The 17,374-nt window shown below is 57.7% G+C and carries 15 protein-coding genes, 6 pseudogenes and 1 other annotated feature; of the genes and pseudogenes, 14 read left to right on the top strand and 7 right to left on the bottom strand.

Translation table 11 applies throughout. From position 1 onward, the window contains the following. Position 1: 1 nt before the first annotated feature. The 3 genes from sctW to sctX are packed head-to-tail and all read left to right on the top strand — an operon-like array spanning position 2 to position 1,906. A complete protein-coding gene (sctW, locus tag GEV02_RS21385) occupies positions 2-1,147 on the top strand; it encodes a type III secretion system gatekeeper subunit SctW (RefSeq protein ID WP_152839997.1) in 1,146 nt (381 codons plus the stop codon). Then, on the top strand, positions 1,144-1,524 hold the full coding sequence (locus GEV02_RS21380) for a CesT family type III secretion system chaperone (protein ID WP_152839996.1): 381 nt from the start codon (positions 1,144-1,146) through the stop codon (positions 1,522-1,524). Before sctW ends, GEV02_RS21380 begins: the two co-directional genes overlap by 4 nt. Positions 1,525-1,528: 4 nt before the next feature. Then, positions 1,529-1,906: a type III secretion apparatus assembly protein SctX gene (sctX, locus tag GEV02_RS21375; RefSeq protein WP_174999245.1), complete on the top strand. Its 378-nt coding sequence runs from the start codon at positions 1,529-1,531 to the stop codon at positions 1,904-1,906. A gap of 159 nt (positions 1,907-2,065) precedes the next feature. Here sctX and GEV02_RS33895 read toward each other — a convergent pair. Next, positions 2,066-2,248: pseudogene (locus tag GEV02_RS33895) on the bottom strand (IS256 family transposase); the annotation flags it as partial. 35 nt (positions 2,249-2,283) lie between these two features. Here GEV02_RS33895 and GEV02_RS21370 point away from each other — a divergent pair. The 3 genes and pseudogenes from GEV02_RS21370 to GEV02_RS33590 form a co-directional block, all read left to right on the top strand. After that, positions 2,284-2,424: pseudogene (locus GEV02_RS21370) on the top strand (IS110 family transposase); the annotation flags it as partial. A 1,197-nt stretch (positions 2,425-3,621) separates the two neighbouring features. Then, a complete protein-coding gene (locus GEV02_RS21365; RefSeq protein ID WP_152839994.1) occupies positions 3,622-4,212 on the top strand; it encodes a hypothetical protein in 591 nt (196 codons plus the stop codon). 352 nt (positions 4,213-4,564) lie between these two features. Then, a complete protein-coding gene (locus tag GEV02_RS33590; RefSeq protein WP_268878656.1) occupies positions 4,565-4,693 on the top strand; it encodes a hypothetical protein in 129 nt (42 codons plus the stop codon). Between the two features lie 5 nt (positions 4,694-4,698). On the opposite strand, the pseudogene GEV02_RS21355 reads toward GEV02_RS33590, so the two are convergent. Continuing rightward, positions 4,699-5,102: pseudogene (locus tag GEV02_RS21355) on the bottom strand (IS3 family transposase); the annotation flags it as partial. After that, positions 4,708-4,824: a sequence feature (AL1L pseudoknot), on the bottom strand. Its footprint overlaps the pseudogene before it by 117 nt. A 106-nt stretch (positions 5,103-5,208) precedes the next feature. On the opposite strand from GEV02_RS21355, the pseudogene GEV02_RS33420 reads away from it, so the two are divergent. Next, positions 5,209-5,799, top strand: a pseudogene (locus GEV02_RS33420) (transposase). Between the two features lie 6 nt (positions 5,800-5,805). Then, a complete protein-coding gene (locus GEV02_RS33845; protein WP_408014862.1) occupies positions 5,806-5,955 on the top strand; it encodes a transposase in 150 nt (49 codons plus the stop codon). A 203-nt stretch (positions 5,956-6,158) separates the two neighbouring features. On the opposite strand, the pseudogene GEV02_RS21335 reads toward GEV02_RS33845, so the two are convergent. Then, positions 6,159-6,551, bottom strand: a pseudogene (locus GEV02_RS21335) (IS5/IS1182 family transposase); the annotation flags it as partial. Between the two features lie 48 nt (positions 6,552-6,599). Next, positions 6,600-6,776, bottom strand: a pseudogene (locus tag GEV02_RS33840) (transposase); the annotation flags it as partial. Between the two features lie 675 nt (positions 6,777-7,451). Between GEV02_RS33840 and GEV02_RS21330 the strand changes: the two are divergent. From GEV02_RS21330 to GEV02_RS21305, 6 genes are all read left to right on the top strand, one after another. Continuing rightward, entirely contained in the window at positions 7,452-8,636 is a 1,185-nt protein-coding gene (locus GEV02_RS21330; RefSeq protein ID WP_152839989.1) for a hypothetical protein, read from the top strand. A 318-nt stretch (positions 8,637-8,954) separates the two neighbouring features. Then, positions 8,955-9,293 (top strand): STAS domain-containing protein, encoded by a 339-nt coding sequence (locus tag GEV02_RS21325; protein WP_152839988.1) that lies wholly within the window; start codon positions 8,955-8,957, stop codon positions 9,291-9,293. Positions 9,294-9,337: 44 nt separating this feature from the next. After that, complete coding sequence (locus tag GEV02_RS21320; protein WP_152839987.1) at positions 9,338-9,946, top strand: hypothetical protein; 609 nt, start codon at positions 9,338-9,340, stop codon at positions 9,944-9,946. Continuing rightward, complete coding sequence (locus tag GEV02_RS21315; protein ID WP_152839986.1) at positions 9,943-10,533, top strand: RNA polymerase sigma factor; 591 nt, start codon at positions 9,943-9,945, stop codon at positions 10,531-10,533. Before GEV02_RS21320 ends, GEV02_RS21315 begins: the two co-directional genes overlap by 4 nt. A 691-nt stretch (positions 10,534-11,224) precedes the next feature. Next, a complete protein-coding gene (locus tag GEV02_RS21310) occupies positions 11,225-11,929 on the top strand; it encodes a hypothetical protein (RefSeq protein ID WP_152839985.1) in 705 nt (234 codons plus the stop codon). Between the two features lie 349 nt (positions 11,930-12,278). Next, on the top strand, positions 12,279-13,040 hold the full coding sequence (locus tag GEV02_RS21305; protein WP_152839984.1) for a hypothetical protein: 762 nt from the start codon (positions 12,279-12,281) through the stop codon (positions 13,038-13,040). A gap of 52 nt (positions 13,041-13,092) precedes the next feature. On the opposite strand, the gene sctC is transcribed toward GEV02_RS21305, so the two are convergent. The 3 genes from sctC to GEV02_RS21290 form a co-directional block, all read right to left on the bottom strand. Then, positions 13,093-15,231: a type III secretion system outer membrane ring subunit SctC gene (gene sctC, locus GEV02_RS21300; protein WP_152839983.1), complete on the bottom strand. Its 2,139-nt coding sequence runs from the start codon at positions 15,229-15,231 to the stop codon at positions 13,093-13,095. Further along, the gene (locus GEV02_RS21295) at positions 15,228-15,629 is read right to left on the bottom strand and encodes a type III secretion system chaperone family protein (RefSeq protein ID WP_152839982.1); all 402 of its coding nucleotides are present in this window, start codon (positions 15,627-15,629) and stop codon (positions 15,228-15,230) included. Before GEV02_RS21295 ends, sctC begins: the two co-directional genes overlap by 4 nt. A 131-nt stretch (positions 15,630-15,760) precedes the next feature. Next, on the bottom strand, positions 15,761-17,344 hold the full coding sequence (locus GEV02_RS21290; RefSeq protein WP_152839981.1) for a hypothetical protein: 1,584 nt from the start codon (positions 17,342-17,344) through the stop codon (positions 15,761-15,763). Positions 17,345-17,374 lie beyond the last annotated feature (30 nt).

Genomic DNA, 17,374 nt, shown 5'->3' with positions numbered 1-17,374 from the left:
TATGTACACTCCGATTTCCAGCAATGCGAGCGCACTGCAAACCGAGCAGCCGGACGCGTCGGCCCCAGCCCAAGGCCCCCAGACAGGTGTTTGGCGCGGAGAAACCATCACCGTCGAACAAAGCGACGGACTAGGCAACGCCGCCGAAGAGATCAGCTTTGCACACGAAAGCACCGAACCACATAAGTTACATGAACGAAAAATCAGCAAGCGACGCGTGCTGGCGCTGCCGCCGCCGGAAGCGATCGACCACTACCTGCAGGCCGTGGGCAAGCGCGAACAACGCGACAAGTTCAAGCAGTTTGTCGACACGCTAAAAAGCCGGGGCCATCGTAACGGCCAGAGAGGTGGCGCGCGCCAACTGGCGCACGAGCAGTTCGCCGGCGTCACCGAGCAATTCCTCGCGCTCGCCTATGCTGCCAACACACTCACCCGAGAGGGCGGTCATAGCGCCGTACTGACTGATGTGCGCGAAGCGTTCGAAGACCTGCATCGCGACGCTGGCAGCCATATCGATGCCGACCTCAACACTGTCGGCGTCGCCTCCGAGTTTGGCGCTGGCAACGCCGCCGCTATCGCCAACTTCCAGGACGGCTACCGCGATGCAGTGCTGGGCGAAGCCAATCTGTGCGGCTTGCTCAGAGGTGCCCTGGAACGCTTCGGCGTGGCGGACTACCGTTCCGCGATAAACAGTCTGATACGCGCGCTGGACGCCGACCTCGACGCCATCGAAGGCTGTTCCGTTGACCCCATCCGCCTGCATACAGTGCTGCAGGAGTTGTACCTCCTCAGGGTTTTAGCAACCGGCCTGGACGATTGTCAGTCGCTGGCTGGGCGCCTGCTTGCCAAGTACAAGGTAACACTGGAGCCGGGTGCACTGCTGCAGGACGTGGTCGCCGCCAGCGTCGAGAATTGGGTCGACGACCAGCGCTTCCCCGGTATCGCCGACCAGCACGCGACAAGGGACTATCCCCCACGCATCATGCTGCTGACCGGAACGCTGAAGTTAGTCAAACAAATACTGCCGGAGAAGATTTTTCTCAACCGCGACGCCCGCCACAACATCATTGCCGCCGCCCAAGAGGCGTTGGACAGCGCCATTGCCGAGGAGTCGCTCGATCCTGTCATAACCACGGAGGCGCAATGACTCCGATGATTGCATCGACACTAGAAGAGTTCGGACGCAGCATCGGCATGGACGCGCTGGCCACCGACGCTACCGGCACCCTGTCACTACGGCTCGGTCGCGAACGACGTTTGAGTTTTCACGCCAGCAATACTGGCGTGCTGCTGATGTTGAGCGCTCCGCTGGCGGCGGGCAACCAGCTGGAAACCAAGTGCCGCGCACTCACCCTGTGCCGGCTGAGCCAGGGCTGGCACCTGCCCGTGCGCGCCGGCCTGACCAGCGACGGCCACTTGGTGTTTACAACCCAGCTGGAGGCACGGGAATTCCGCCTGCATGTGCTTGAACAAGCATGTGAACTATTGGGACACCTGCACGACCAAATCCACTTCCAAGGCTAAGCACATGGACATCAAATTTGAACGAGGCATAGACCGCATCACGCACACCCGGCAGAACGAGACTGCCCTACCGGCTACCACGCGGCTACTGCCAACCGACAGCGCCAGCACGGCAGAGCTCGACAAATTGCTGGCGCGGCCCAATCTGCGCGACTATGTTTTCGCCGCACTACGTCCACAGATAGCCGACAAGGCCCTACTGACACCAGCCGGCTTTCAACAGGCTTTGCACGACGCCAGCGCCCTGCTGCAGCGCAGCGCGGCCGTAGCAGCTAATCCTACAGAGGCGGCAGCACTTGAACGAGGCTGGCACCAGCTCGGCGAGCAGACCGACTTACGTCTGCTGCTTACTCTGTACCGCAATGCGCTCTTTCAGGGTTGAGCTTGACGAGTGGTATAACGCTTAATCGGGATTTATCGAATGAACGGATAAAATTCCGGTTGTTGGACTACCTCGACGCTGAACCCGAAGCAGGTTTGAATCAGGAAATCGATCGTGTCCCGGGGCGTGGTGTATGAGTCGTGATTCTTGGGCTCCTGCTCAGCTAATCACGGTAAAGAGCCGCGCCGGCTGATCTTCATATAGCGACTGCAAGCCTTTGGGCTGCATGTCGCGCCGCTATAAAGACCATTCATGGTGCTGCTCCAACATGATAGCGCCGTACGGGAGGATGATGGCGCGCTCGATGGGAAAGATGCCAACGACGTTGGTGCGCCGTTTGACCAGTGTTACGAATGGCGGGCAGCAAGAATGACCGAATGAGTCGCTGGGTGACGCACATCGCCGAGATGAGGCAGCACAACATCGCGGCGGTCGCGCTGGCCAACAAGACGGCACGTATCGCCTGGGCGATAATGACCAAGGGTACCGATTACCAGCCGGGGCTGGTGGCCGTTTAAGCAGCGAGAAGTTGGTAAGAAAAAGGAGCATTCAACCACGATTGCGAAACATGATGCCGATGGTCAACAGGTCGAACCGGCGAAGGTAGAACCCGACAACGTGTGTTGGCCTTCAAGCCCGAAATAGCGATGGAGAACCAGCGTGCGAATAGCCTATTGTGGTCGTTGCCAGACGACGGGCAAAGCACTTAGAGAACGAATATACGTGAGCAGTCGTACCTGAAGTCAAAGACGGAATGTTTGCAAACGAGGAGGAGTCCATATACGGTCGTTCCATTAGCCCCAGCAACATCAGGCCCACCGGAGGGCAGCGACATTTGATTTATCCACGTCCAAGGAGTTCGAGGCAACTCCGGCTACCCTCACCGCCCCATGCAACAATACAGATGTTAGGAATTTCAAGACTCTCAGCAAAGATGTTGCCCAAGAGACCAAGGATAAGAGTCAAGTGCTCTTGATTCATGAAGAGGGCAGAATGGAGATGCCCCCTCCGAAGGCGCGTAATTGGTAAGAACTTCGTTAGCTCGCTTCGCGATGGAAGCTGGCGGAAAGCCGATCTGAGTGGCGCAGAACTTTGTTCCAAGGAGCGCGACATGCTAGACCGACGCAATTACGGTGAGATGGTGTTCCGGGGCCCGGCGGGGGATGAGGATGCATTTGCAGATCTGTGGGGGATGAATCCGTTAGAGGACTCGCTACTGGCCTCAGCCGAGAGCCAGAATGGGGGGCGATCCTTGTGAAGACGGTCTTGTTGGCTACTGACCGCACCTGCCAGCTGGCCAGGCAAGATGATGCAAGTAAGAACCACCGAAACTGCGTCTTGCCCAAGATGGTGCCGCAAGCTGTAGGGGATGCGCCAACGTATCGATATCAATTCGTGGTCACCTTTGCTGTGACCGTGTCCAGGATTGGGCCAATAGGTCTTATCTTGGGCGCGGTGGCAGCATGTCCCGTTAGTATGCGTACCTGATCAATATGCCTGGACCTAGCCAAGGCCTGAGCGCCAGCCATCATCAGCCGCTCGATACACTTTTAATGAGTGTGATGACCGGGGCCTCCGTTTTACTTGGGCAAGACGGCGTATGCGTTCGCAAAGCTGGTAGAAGGGAGCGATCCTCGTTGTCAGCTTTCGCCGCGAGTTCGGTTAAATAGAAAAATATTGTTTTACCAACCAGTAATATGAATGCGAAAATTGCAATGAAAATGGACTCTAAGATTTTTTATAGCCTACCTCCCACCGTTAATTCTGTCAGAAATAGGAGCCGCCTGTTAAAAAACGTCAAAGCACAATGCAGCTCTTCTTTTTCTTCTCGTCTTAAGAAAGCAGATAAAAAGAGGGAAAAGAACATCAGGTCGTTGACGGGAGGCAGAGCGACGTCGGTACCTGGTCGGAGTAGGAATTTTTTTTGTGACCTTACGGAGCCTTTTCGTAAATTTTATACGTGGTGCCAAATAAGGAAATTGTATTGGTCGCTCCAAAGAACTAAAAAATTATTTGCAGAAGTTGCACAGCCTTCTAATTCGATTGACATGGGGAAAATCAAAACCTCGTTGATTGCATTCGATAAAAATTTGATTTCAATTCTTTGCATTGAAATAAGTGCCGTTCAGTGTAGTGATTTGTTGAAGGAAATAAATAACATTGAAATTTTGAGAAAATCGTTTAAAGAGTGTGATGACACTGAGGTGAAAAAATTGCGAAATAAAATTGATGACCATATAGGCTTCATAAAAGCAACTTATGGATCAGAAAGCCTGGAGTTGCCGGTGATTCTTTCCTCTCAATGAAAACATAGGCAGGGCTTTGTCTTTGCTTCACTTGCGCTGGATGTGCATGCGCCAGCATTGCCCTTAAAGGCGCGCTTTCGCGTTCACTGGCGGTACTGGTCTTAATTTTGCGTGTCAGCTTGTAACGTCTGCCGGCATAGGCCGAGAGCTGGTAGCCGAATTAGGACTTACCGTGCTTCTCGGTCCTGCGTGCCTCGCCATCCTTCTACCTGCAGGGCTGAATAAGAACACCGTCCAACGCATTTTCCAGCTCAAGGGATGGTAGGTGCGCAAACGGGCCATCGGTAAACGGCCGCGCATTCAGGTATTGGCCTCCGTGGCCCAAGCACCCAACGAACGGTGTCCAACGGGTATGTGCCGGATCTGGGTGGGCAAGGATGGCTGGGCGACCTTGGCCTTGGTGATCGAATGCCACATCCGAGAACTGCTGGGCTGGCACTTATCGCGCAGCGGCAAGATGGTGTCCCACGAAATGGTGTAATGCCAGTAGCCGGACGGAGCGACCTGCAAGACTTTGCAAATCGACTCGACCCCATACGCTTGGCGGTGCTGGTCGATGAACGCTTTCACGATTTGAAGCGACGGTCGAGCTCCGCCTGGGCGAAAAACGCATGGGCCAGGCGCAGGATTTCATTTGCCTTGCGTAGTTCCTTGTTTTCGCGCTTCAGCGCCTTGATGTGCTCGCTTTCAGCCGTTGTGGCGCCTTCGCGCTGGCCTGTGTCGCGCTCACGTTGGCGCACCCAACAGCGCAAAGTTTCGGATGTACAGCCTATCTTGGCTGCGATCGAGGTGATGGCCGCCCACTGAGACTCTTACTCGCTGTCGGCTCCTTGGACCATGCGCATGGCGCGCTCCATCACTTCGGGGGAATATTGAACTGATTTCTTCATGGTGGCTCCATTTTCTCAAATGTTGGAGCCTCCTTCAAACCCGGAGTGATTCACACAATGACCACCGCCACTATTGCACTTTCTGAGCTTGCCGAAAAGGGAGCAGATGCAGATTTCATTTGCCAGAGGCTGCAGCATGCTTTGCAACGCCATCATGGAAATGGATGCCGAGGCGTTATGCCGGGCGGCTTACGGCGAGCGTATCGATGACCGCATCAATAGCCGCAATGGCCACCGTGATCGGGTGTACGAAACCGTGCCAGCAAAGTAGACCTTAAGATCCCCAAACTTCGCACCGGCACGAACTATCTGGGATTTCTGGAGGCCTCGCCGCATTGCCGAGAAGGCCTTGACGGCGGTAATCCAGGAAGCCTATATCCAAGACATTTCAACCCGTTCGTTCGATGGACTGGTGACGGCCATGGGCATGAGTGGCTTGTCCAAGAGCCAGGTTTCACGACTGTGCGAAGAAATCGACGAGCGGTTTCACGCCTTCCTGAATCGCCCCATCAAGGCCGACTGGCCTTACCTCCGGATCGATGCTATTTACGTCAAGTCCTGCAAGGGGGCGCGCGTCGTTTGTGTCGACGTGATAAGGACTGGTAACCTCAACCTACTCATGAATCACGATGGCCATCTCGCCATTGCTCAAGCCCAGGCGTCAAACTCAGCACCAGATCCATACACCACTCGCTAGGACGCGATCCCTCGCCATCTGCCGTTTCCCACCGCAGCGATGGTGCGAACTCCGTTGATCCGGCCGCTATTCCACTTGTCGGGCGAACAGATGAAATCGCAACTGTTGGACCACTTGAGCTTTCAACGCTTCGCGGGTCGACGGCATTTCAGCTAGATTCCAGACCACACAAACACCTGGGCCTTCAAGGAGCGCTGGATAAGGATAGGTGCCAGCGAAGCGTGTTCGACGCGGCCAACCTGCGGCGCTTAGTCCACTTGAAGGAGGTTGGGATCTAGGCATTTTTTGACGCCAGCAGCCCGTCCGGGCTGCTGAGATTGCCCAGACCAGCCACGCAAGCGACTGTGAAAACGATGCAGCCTAGGTGATTCCACCAGACCCTCTTTGTGGGTGGTGGCAATCGAGACCTTTACGCCGCATTCGTAAGGCTGTCGCGATTTATCCTTGACGATGCACTCAGCTTCACGGGCGTGCAGGCTGTACAACTTGTTCTTGTCGCGCTGTTTCTGTGTTAGTAGTCGCTTGACCCAGGCCCGCAGGTCGGCCGCTTTTCCTTGCAAGGTTGCGGGCAACTTCGCCGTTTGTCGCTCAACGTAGCGCCATACGCGCCCGACCACCGTTTCCAATTCCTTCAGGCTGGCAATCATGCGCTTGCATTGCTTGGCGTAAGTGTAGCACCTGATCTGCTCGGCCAGCTTGTGTGCTTCCCGGTTGTAGTTCTGGCGCAGCACCAATCCGCCATCTGCGGCCTTGATGGTAAAGGTATGAGGCAGTATCCCATACCCGATGCACAAGCGCTAGCGGGGCAACGAGCTGGGATCGATCCGTGGTCGATGCAGAAATCAGGCCACGCCGCAGAACAGCTGCCAGTATGGGGTCTCGCCCTAAGCCCACACCACGTCCTCATTCGACAAAGCAAAGGTGTGCTGCAAGTAGAGCAGGCCAGCAATTAGGCGGATTGGCGTGGCTAGGCGGCCGCGCGAAGATGGAAAGTGGGACACCCATTTCTGCTCAAAGACCTACCAGTCGATGTGCTAGACCAGTCTGGCAAACGATGCTGCAGGTCCACCTGCTTATCCAGGCGCTAGCGAAACATGTCGTGGCTTTGCGCTCCGACTGATTTTTGATCCCATCCCCCTCGGTAATTTACAAGGAATTGCCCCCTATTTTAGCGAAATCTTGTAAATCCCACTAGTGGTGTTTCATCGTTTCTTTAAATTCAGCCGCCGATCAATTGTTCAGACCGAACTGCAGAGAGGGGGCCCTTGTTGATCATCAAAATCCAGGCGGTTTGCCACCAACGGAACCAAACCACCGATGCGGTTACAAAAGACGCGGTGTGACTATATTGATACCACATCTTCGTTCATTTAACTATACCAAGACTATGAGCCAGATTACCACCAGCAGTCGCCGCGGTTCATCCCCGCACTATGCCCCATACCGGACAAACACAGGCGCCCCCTTTCCGAAGCCCCTCGCCCCGACTATTGGCCTACTCGATAAGAGCGACTAGCGCCGCATCTTATAGCTTTACCTGAACTTGCATATAACAAGCCAACTAGGTATTAAGCTAACCACATGAATCAGACCATGGAAACTGCGTGCGCTGTCGGCCAGGCATACTCACATGTACTTACCTCGAAAATATTATGTATAACGATTCCACACACACCTCCCGCGCATCAATAAGTGCCACGAGTTTCGGCCCCTATGTAGCAACGATAATACCTCACTTTGAAAACAGTGTTGGTGGCATGTCATGCCGTCGAGTTACCCTGTTCCCCCGCCAAGCAGGAAAAGTCTCAGCGGTCGTCAGCCAGAGTTTGGCAAAGGTAGCGCCGACGTCCAAGCAATACCTGACGGCGCAAGCCGAACAGACAGCCAGTCCGGCGCCAGTTCCAGAGCAAAAGGCGGACTGCAAACTGCCGTTCGATTCAGACGAAATTTTCGAGAGCCTCGAGGCTGCATGCAAAGCCGCCTCGAACAAACAAGCAGCGAACTGGTCGCCGTTTGACGCTTACCCATTCCCGAATCAAACTCCGGACGGTATAGTAAAAGAGTACACACCTGAGGAATTTGATGTGCTGCACGCGCGTTTTGAGCAGCTAAAACTGGCCAAAAAACAGCAAGAGGACGAGGAAGATACGCTAGTGATACTGGCGCAGCAATCAGCGGAACGACTGACGCCACCCACTGCAGAAGCATCGACGATCGCAAATATGCACGGAACGGAAAAGCCTGCACTCCATCCGCTTCCGGCCCCCGAGGGCATCGAGGCACTCTACAAAAATCTCGCCAACACGGTCCAGTTGGCACGAATGAATGCCAAGAAAAAGGCAAAAGAGCGCGACGAACGCCTCTGCGAAAATCTTATGCTGGCCGTCACGCCTACGGTTGTGGCCAGCGGTATCATGCTGGGTTTAATTTACGGCGTAGGCAGTGCACTGACGTTTGGTGCATTGCTGTTGGCTGGTGCGGCCGTGTTCGCCGGGGCAGCCCTCATTGCCGGCGCGATAAAAATGCTGAACTGGCGCGACGAACGGAAGCGCGCAAAGGCAGAGGTCGACACTTTGGCAAGGGACATCAAGCAGTACAATCTTTTGCCGCCCAATGAGCTGGAGCAAATGCTTGTGGCCAACAGTGCGTTACGTAATGGCGAGTATGCCGCTGCCAGAGTTCTGGCATCGCATCTGGAATTACCGGCAGATGACGAGCATCACAAACAAGCAATGTCCTATCTGGCCAACCAGGGAGTGCCAGCGTCAAGTTTGCACCTAGCAGGCAATGATCTGCTCAAGGCTATCCAGGGACATCTGCTGCTTGGTGGCGCCTGACATCAATACCTCACGCGGTGGGGTTGCCTACGCTGCCACGCTTAAAGCTTTTTAGGCAGCGTCCAATTTCGCGCGGAATAAGGAAACCGCCAGCCACGGCCACACAGCCCTGCAGCTGCGGTGCAAGACAATCATTCGCTCTCTGCCACACGTCCGCTGCTTGGCTCATCGCTATGGCAACGTCGGCAGGCCCGGCCTAAATTCTCGCTACATTGCATCGATCACTATATAATAAAATTATGAGGTCTTACCCTGATACAGGAGCCCCACCTGATGGCAAGCTTGCCGTCGCCGCAGCTCACTTAAGAACGAGGGCATATGCATATTCATACAGAAACTCGCGATGACATCCACATTGTCCGACTGCAAGGACGCATCGACAGCGCTACCGCCGGGGCGTTCGACCAAGCGATAGGCGCGCTGTTCGACTGCGGAGCTCACAAGCTGGTACTGGAGTTTTCGCAACTCGATTACATCAGCAGTGCAGGCATGCGCAGCGCTTTAATCGCGGGTAAAAAGGTACGCCTTATTCAGGACGGCAAACTGGTACTGTGTGCACTGCGTCCTCATATCAGTGAAATCTTCGCGATGAGCGGGCTCAATGCATTATTTTTGATTTGCGCCGACCTCGAATCCGCACTAGAACAACTCGCCTGAGCCGCGGCGCACACCACGCGCAGCCATAACTTTTAGGAGTCGCTATGCCCATCGATACCAGCCGTTCCATCCCCTTGGCAGATTTCGTTCAAATTCAGCACCAGGGCGAAGAAGTCGTCCTTGTCGCGGGCAGCGACGGGCAGCCGCAAGTCATCGCCGTCGGTCACACATCCAGTGGGCGTGAGGTGGCCTGGATCCGCCCCGAGGACAGCGATGCCGTTGAATACCAGGTTGCACAACGCTTTGTCGGCGCGCTGACGGCGGAATACGGCCCCCGCATCACCAACGCCGTGGCAGATGAACTTCACGCCGAACTGACCTCAGGGCGCCTTCAGACCAGCACAATAGGCCAAGCGGTGCGAATGGCCGAATCGCAGCAGGACACTTTTGGCGGCATCAATTTCTTTCTTGAACTGCATTGCTCAGCGACGGCCTTGACTCCGGCGTTCCGCACTGCGTGCGGCAAAGCTGGCCTGGATGTAGCCACCCTATCGCCCGCCAGGCTTAAGCAGATCGATGTGCTGTTCCGATCGGCGCTGAGTGAGGCCTCTCAAGGCAACCGGGAGCCGCTGTCGCCCGCTGAAGGCGTAGCGCTGCTGGAGCGCCTGTTGATCACGCAGGCTCCTGCGTCGACTAAAGGCGATCAGCCATGAACGCTGACAAAATGACGCCTATCGATAGCGATAGCAAACCAGAGCAAGCAACGCCTTCTGGGGAAAGCTTGGATCAGCATTTCAGCGCGATGGTCAAGCAGCATCAAACCTATCTATACCGTTTCGTACTGCGTAACATCGGCAACAGCTCAGACGCTGAAGACATCGCGCAACAAACCTTCGTCGAGGCTTACAAGGCCATGGCCAGCTTTCGCGGGGAATCGAAGATGTCCACCTGGCTGTATGGGATCGCAATGAACTTGGTGCGCAACTATCTGAACCGCGCGCCACACCGAGTGCGCGAATATGAATCCGACGACGTACTGGAAACCCTGCCTGACCGTGCCGACGGTCCCGAGGTGCTTGCGCAACGCGCGCAATTAATGGAACAGCTCGCTGCTCAGGTTGGAGAGTTGCTGCCTGATCTGCAGCAAATCTTCATGCTGGTGGCGATTGATGGCCTGAGCTACGACCAGGCGGCCACGATGCTTGAGCTACCGGTTGGCACCGTGCGAAGCCGGCTGTTCCGCGCACGCGAGGCAATCAAAGGGCGGCTGCCTGATCTGCGCGACGTACTGGAGAACTAAGATTTCACCATCAGTACGACTTGCTCATTCGTCCGCGCGCAGCCCACTTTTTTGACGAAGCTGGGTGGAGCCAGCTCCGTTGTTACACGGCAGCGGCTAAAACGGGGGCTTGACTGCCCCCGCTTCCGTCTACCTATTTACCCGGCCTGATCCATTTGTTAAAGATGGGTCGGCACCAACCTCAGCTAAGAGACAGATGAAGATTCCAACACCCGCACAGACTTCGGGCCGCACGCCGGCCACTTTGCCCGCTTACAGCGATGTGAACGGCATGCGAAAACATGTTCAGACACCTGTCAGCCCCGCGCCCCGGCAACGTCACGCCAGCCTCCCGGTGCCTCGGCCGATCGGCCGGCCCGATCCATTCGATAAAGACGGATCAGCGCCAAGCTCAAATGAGATATTGGGGAAGATGCCAACACATTCACAGACTGCAGACCGCGCTCCGGCCTCTGTACCCGTTCACAGCAATGTGAGCGGCATGAGAAAACATGTTCAGGCACCTGTCGGCTCCGCGCCCCTGCAACGCCACGCCAGCCTCCCGGTGCCTCAGCCGATTGGCCAGCCCGATCCATTCGATAAAGACGGATCAGCGCCAAGCTCAAATGAGATACTGGGGAAGATGCCAACACATTCACAGACTGCAGACCGCGCTCCGGCCTCTGTACCCGTTCACAGCAATGTGAGCGGCATGAGAAAACATGTTCAGGCACCTGTCGGCCCCGCGTCCCTGCAACGCCATGCCAGCCTCCCGGTGCCTCGGCCGATTAGCCTACCACGGACGCGCAAACGCCACGAACTCTCCGATGGCGAATCCGACAGCGAGAATCCGAACATACTCTACCGGGCCTTGCGACCGACCGAAAAGCCGGTGGAACGCGGCCTGTGGCCGCCGGCGGAACATGATCCGCGCCGGACAGCTGCCCAGCACATTACCTCAGGTTCGCGCGCGAAGGACAAAGGCCCCTGGATCTCGGCTACCCGTAGCCGTAAGGTCGCTGCGGCATGGGCTGGATCGGGTGGGCGGATCGTAAAATTCAAAAAACCAAAGACTGGCACCACGTACGACATGACCAACCCGGCCGAGGCCGTCGCCGTGTTTCCCTCATTGGCGGGGCGAGGCATGAACAGCGCCAAAGCATCGCAGGAGGTCTTGATCAGAACTCATGTTCTGCCGGCGAACATCCTGGCAATGTACAGCGTGACTGCTGCGCCCCCGGCCGCCTACCGGGAAGCCAAAACTGGACGCGATCCCAGAGTGATCGCGTTGCGTACGCGCACCACGACAGCATCCGAACCGAGCCCGTTGCTGCTCACCCAGGACTATCCGCCACCACGGCACACCGGAGTAAGCCGTAAACGCCCCCACGCCGCCATCAACGCTGTCCCGAACTAAACATCATGGCGCCGCCACTCATCTGCGGCGCCTTGTCATTCGCGCCGTTCCGATCCACGACGAAAGACTAAAAATGATGCGATTGCTTGCCCAGACCTGGAGCCGATTATCTGCGTGCCGCTCCCTGCCTCCACCCAAAACGCAGGGATGCTCCTTGTCCTCCCGCGCGGCGACCGCGACGGCCGACAGCGCCCGCAACGCGGCTGCGCACACCGCACCTAGCCGCCCTCTACTAGGCAGAGCAAACCTGGCCAGTCCGCGGCAAGGCGTCGCGCAGAGCGGCTATCGGCAGCTCAGAGGAAGCGATGGCGGGCGCGGCGAGCTGCTGTGCCGGCGCGGGCCGACGGCGATGCGCAACGAACTAAAAAAAATGGACAGGGCGGCGCGGCGCGCCTACGGTCGAACCGAAGATCAACAGGCGCAAACGGCGATCATACTTACGGTACTGGATGGCCTGCGCCAGTTTCCCCAGGTGGATACGCGTGCGATGCTGGCCGCGATTCCCCATGGCGATCTATCCTTCAGCGCCAAGCCGGTAGCCCAAGCCTTCACGCTTGCCAGCCACATGCGCCAAGCACGGGAGTTGCTGGGAGAAGCGCCGGCACCGAGCCAGCTGTTCGCGGCATCTAACCAGCTTCTGCTGGTCAAGGAGACTTGCGAAAAATATCAAATCACGCTGGATGGTTTTCAGGAACTTTGGAACAAGCTGAGCAGTTTGGCAAGCGACGCGGTGGCACTCTTTTGCACCCAAACGTCCATCCCCACCGGCGCCACCTCGGCCTTCATCCAACTGTGCGCATTAGTACGCGCCCTTGATCTCCCCGCTCAGGTAGCTGCGATCGACAAAATAGGCGACGCGCTCATCCTGGCCCACCTGCCAAGTACGCTGGATGGCGACTTTACCGTGGTCAGGAGTATCAACCATGCGTTGGGGCGCGATATCAAGGCGACGGAAAAGCAGTTACGCCCTCGGGCGACGCCGGCGCCCGTCCATCACGCCGTCCCCACCCGTCCGGCCACGCCGGTCGCCGCACCTGAGCAACAGGCGGTACACCCCCCTAGCATATCGCAGCAGCTGCGCGGCGATACAAGCTACTACTATCCAGAATAAGCCGAACCTGCGGCCGCAGACGCCACGCTGCGGCCCGCCCGCGATGGCGGGCTTACGGCGGCCCCGTCATTTCCTGCTGGATTCTCCAACCATCGGGCTGCTTGTTGAACACTAGGGTCTTGCGGGTGCGTTCAAACACCTTCCCTGCCGTATATTGCTGCCAGAAGGTCACGCGGGCGGTATCGCCCTGCAGTAAGACCTCGGGTTCGGTCACATCGATCCGTATCGATCCTTTGCCACCGACCCGGCGGCGCCGTTGCGCTTCCCACGTCGAGCGCGACTGACTTCCTGCAGGCTGGAAGTGCTCGCTATAGCACACTAGATAGCGCTTCACGTCCCGCGCAGCCCATGCATGCACCCACTCTTCCAGTTGCGCCAACACCGCAGCGCGCTCGGCTGCACTGGCGGCGTCGGTGGCGGTCCGGCCTGGCGCCTGCAGCGCGGCCTGCATCGTTGATGGCGCTGGCGCCACCGCCTCGGCGAGCGGCGCCGGCGCTGCAATAGGCTCGGTCACCGCCGCAGGCGGTGACGCCGTCGCACCGCTGGCGTCGTCCCCCGCGAGGGGCGGCGCCAGCGTGGCCGGCAGCACTGGTTTATCGGGCGCGTACGGCAGCGTGGCAGGATTGTCAACGATGCGCGGGCGAATCAGGAACACTCGGTGTTGCCGGGTACGCGCCTGGCTTTCATGCCGAAACAAGGCGCCGATCAGCGGCACACTGCCTAACAACGGCAAGCTGTCGGTAGCACTGGTATCGCTCTCCCGCGTGTAGCCACCGATGAGCAGACTGTCATTTTCGCGCACTACCGCCTGGGTGCTGATGTTGCTTTGCACCACGGTCGGCGAGGTCTTACCCTGGCCGGCTACGCTGCCGTCCTCAATATCGACGACCAGCTGCACCATCCGCTGGCCACCCTGCTCGATCACCCGCGGCGTCACTTTGAGCAAAGTGCCCGTGGCCACAGGCACCACGTCGGCCACTCGCTCGCCGACCACGCTCATATACAGCGTTTGTGACAGGTCGAGCACGGCCACCAGATTATCCCCGGTCAACACCGACGGCCGCGCCAATACCCGTGCCTGGCCTTTGCTGGCCAGGGCATCCACCTGTGCCAGGAAGTAGCCCGCGGTGCCGGCGGGATCGCCCTTGGCCAGCGTCAAGGTCGCCACGGCACTGGCCGTATCACCAAAGCCCAGCGCGCCTTTACTGCCGCGGGCGTTCCAGTTGAAGCCCAGCTTGTCGGTCTGATCGCTGTTGATGTCGACAATGATGGCTTCTATTTCGATTAGCGGAGTGGCGACATCGAGCTGGCGTATCAATTCACCATAGGCGTTAATGCGCTCGGGGGTGTCGCGCACAATGATGGCATTGAGACGCTGATCGACCTCGATGACCGCCCGCTGCCCCAGCCCCGGAGCCGACTCAGCCGACTCGGTCGCGCTGCCCTTGGCCTCGATTGGCTTACGCTCGCCATCGCCGGCAGAGCGCCGCGCAGTGGTCACCGTCGCCGTACTGGTACCGATGGCGGCCTGGCTACTCTGGCCTGCCACCAAGCTGCGCAGGATGGACGCCACGCCAGGCGTCACGACGTGCTGGTCGCGATAGGTGAAGGTGCGGTCTTCGGCGCGCGCATGCTTGAGCATGAACACACGCAATTCTTCGCCCGCGCTTAAGCCAACTTTCGGACCCATACCCAACTCGCCGATGGTCGCCATCACCAGTTTCACATACGCGGGGGGCCCCGACAACATCACCATGCCGCGCTCGGGGAACTCGCCCCAGCCAAACCTGCTGTCGAACACGCCGAGGCTGACGAGCGCAGCCTTCAGCGTGCCAACCTCGTTTTTGCCGGCGCGCACGCTGCGGCTGAGCGACTCGCTGGCCTTAGCCACATAGAGCACGCCGCCATGGTAATACCAAGTCAAGCCATAGCTGGCCGCCATCGTATCGAGAAACTGGGTTGGGGTGGCCGAAGCGTAATCGCCGTTGAGGCGCCCCTCGGCTTGCGTGCTCAACTCCAGACGCAGGCCGAACGCACGGGTAAAATCGTCCAACACCTGTTCCAGCGGGGACTGCTTGGCGAAGTACTGAAATGGCGCAGCCGGCCAAGGTGCTGGTGCTGCCAGCGCCGCCGCGCAACTACTCAGCAGTAACAGGCCGGCACAGCGGCGCAACCAACGCATCGCGTTCATACGCGCCCCCGCAGCAGCGCCGTCCAGTAATCCGCTTCGTTGAGAAAATCTTCCAGCGCACGCTCCAGTGCCGCGCCGTGCTCGTCGCGCACCAAAGCCTGCAACAGCAGCTGTTCGCCGTCGGCGGACAGTACCGGCGCTGCGCCGCGCAGGGGCGCACCGGCGGTGACCCGCAGCATGATGCGGTCGAGCAGTTGCTCGCGTTCGCCGCCGAGGCGCGGCAGGGCGCCGAGGTGGAGCTCGAACTCGATGCGCCCGGCGGCGCCGCGCCGCAGTATCACGCGCGGGTAGGCATCCACGCGCAAATCGACGCGCCCAAACGTGGCCCACTCGCTCAGATCGACGGCAATTTTAGTGCTTAACTCGGCCAGGCCGGTGGGGATAGGGAGGGTATTCATATGCGGATTCCTTCATGCTGGCCGACAGCCGGCTCCTACGCTTGGTAACGGCGGCAGACGCGAGGTTCACGCCACAGCGCAAGCTTGCGCACCACGCGCCGGACAGGGCAAACGCCGTCCGGCGCTACTGCTCAGGAGGTGGCCGCCTGGCCTGGTGCGGGGTACAGATGCGGGGGACGCATTTTATTGACCAGCTTACGGTCTCGTCCAACATTACGGTCCAGCCATGTATCGATCTCGTCCGCGCACGCGGTCACCGCTTCAATGCTGCACTCGCTCCAAGAGTTTAGAAAGTCACCCGGGACTACCGGGGCACCCACAGTGTCCCCGAATTCATCGTTTCTCAGCATTTGCGCAAGACGGGCTCCGCGAAGTAGCAAATGCCTTAAAGGTAAGCCGTTCGTGCTCATCGCACAGGACAGGCGGAGAAGCAGACTGGCGAACGCCCCTAACGCGGCAGTATGATGATGAACTTGACGCACACGCTTGCGAAACGCCATTTTTATCTGCTGCAGCATCTGCGCACGTCCGTTAGCCCAGTTCTTTACAACGTTCAATTCATCGCAGCTTCCTGTAAAGTGCTTAGGTCTGGTCATCGCGTTCGGATCAGACAAGCCCATCTTTTTCCAGATCTCAGAAAAACATGCATCGTCTTGACTGATACCCACGATTCCGAGCAAATCGTTAATTATGGCCCTGCTGTCGTGTACCGCGTACGCGTCCGCAAGCATGGGAAATAGCTTAAACTCAGGCGATGCGGCGTCAAACGCCCGCGATTGCGCTTGACCATTCATCTGCGATATCACCTGAGGCCATAGGCTATGACCCGGTTCAATGACGTCCTTGCCCTTCTCGCGCAAGTTGACATCGATGTAAGAACGCGCGACCAACGCAACCGGCCTTTCTCCATTGAAAACCTGATCGCCAAATAAAATAAATAAATCCCCGGGCTGCAGTTTATGCTGGATTGCGTATTGATCGCGTTGATTCTTCAGCGACGCTGGCAGCGCCGCCTCGTAGGCTAGCTGCAGCGCTGCACCCAGTTCCCCGACCGGACTGGCGCTGTCTTGCGCGTGATGGGTCAAGAGTATGATGACAGCGCTATGCTCTGCGGCATACCCGGGGGTGTTTTTTACGCGGTCAAGGATATGGTTCAGGATGACGTGAGCGACCGGGCGTTTCATCGCTTCCATCCAGTTATTCAAACAGGGACCGTTGAGGGCTTTCAACCAATCATCCACACAGTGATCCATATATGTCTTAATGCCTTGATGCCTCATCAATTCCGGCAGCGATAGCAGCAACATCACCCCTTCGCCGCGCGCACCAGCTGATATCTTAAGATGGTCAATTATCTGCTTGACGATTTCTTCGTTGTCCTGATCATGCTTCAGGCCAGAGGCCAGTAGCATGAGCTTTCGATACTCAAGTTTTCCGAGGCCGCAGCCCACTGGCTGCGCCAGGTGATTGAGCACTTGAGCGTACGAGCGCGCTCGCGTCGGGGCATACCAACCACGGGCAAAAAAATCGCCGATGGCGCGCCGGCATCGCGCGCCCAGTGTCGCAGCTGGAACCCGTGTGACATGGAATACACCGCCGCGTCGACTAATCAGGTAGTTGCGGCCTTCGATCTGTTGCATCGTAGTGTCGAGGTCAGCACAACACAGCACCAGGCCCAAGGTATAACGCGCTTCAGTTGAAATTGATGAATGCATGAATAACTTTCGCTAGTTAAAATAATGAAT

It is taken from the genome of Rugamonas aquatica (genome assembly GCF_009380215.1).
Lineage (GTDB): Bacteria > Pseudomonadota > Gammaproteobacteria > Burkholderiales > Burkholderiaceae_D > Rugamonas > Rugamonas aquatica_B.
Note: the sequence above shows the minus strand (reverse complement) of the source record. Positions and strands in the feature narration are given on the sequence as shown.

Coding starts and splice junctions, on each gene's coding strand:
- sctW (WP_152839997.1), top strand. CDS start 2: ATGTACACTCCGATTTCCAGCAATGCGAGCGCACTGCAAACCGAGCAG.
- GEV02_RS21380 (WP_152839996.1), top strand. CDS start 1,144: ATGACTCCGATGATTGCATCGACACTAGAAGAGTTCGGACGCAGCATC.
- sctX (WP_174999245.1), top strand. CDS start 1,529: ATGGACATCAAATTTGAACGAGGCATAGACCGCATCACGCACACCCGG.
- GEV02_RS21365 (WP_152839994.1), top strand. CDS start 3,622: ATGAAAATGGACTCTAAGATTTTTTATAGCCTACCTCCCACCGTTAAT.
- GEV02_RS33590 (WP_268878656.1), top strand. CDS start 4,565: ATGTGCCGGATCTGGGTGGGCAAGGATGGCTGGGCGACCTTGGCCTTG.
- GEV02_RS21330 (WP_152839989.1), top strand. CDS start 7,452: ATGTATAACGATTCCACACACACCTCCCGCGCATCAATAAGTGCCACG.
- GEV02_RS21325 (WP_152839988.1), top strand. CDS start 8,955: ATGCATATTCATACAGAAACTCGCGATGACATCCACATTGTCCGACTG.
- GEV02_RS21320 (WP_152839987.1), top strand. CDS start 9,338: ATGCCCATCGATACCAGCCGTTCCATCCCCTTGGCAGATTTCGTTCAA.
- GEV02_RS21315 (WP_152839986.1), top strand. CDS start 9,943: ATGAACGCTGACAAAATGACGCCTATCGATAGCGATAGCAAACCAGAG.
- GEV02_RS21310 (WP_152839985.1), top strand. CDS start 11,225: ATGAGAAAACATGTTCAGGCACCTGTCGGCCCCGCGTCCCTGCAACGC.
- GEV02_RS21305 (WP_152839984.1), top strand. CDS start 12,279: ATGCGCAACGAACTAAAAAAAATGGACAGGGCGGCGCGGCGCGCCTAC.
- sctC (WP_152839983.1), bottom strand. CDS start 15,231: ATGAACGCGATGCGTTGGTTGCGCCGCTGTGCCGGCCTGTTACTGCTG.
- GEV02_RS21295 (WP_152839982.1), bottom strand. CDS start 15,629: ATGAATACCCTCCCTATCCCCACCGGCCTGGCCGAGTTAAGCACTAAA.
- GEV02_RS21290 (WP_152839981.1), bottom strand. CDS start 17,344: ATGCATTCATCAATTTCAACTGAAGCGCGTTATACCTTGGGCCTGGTG.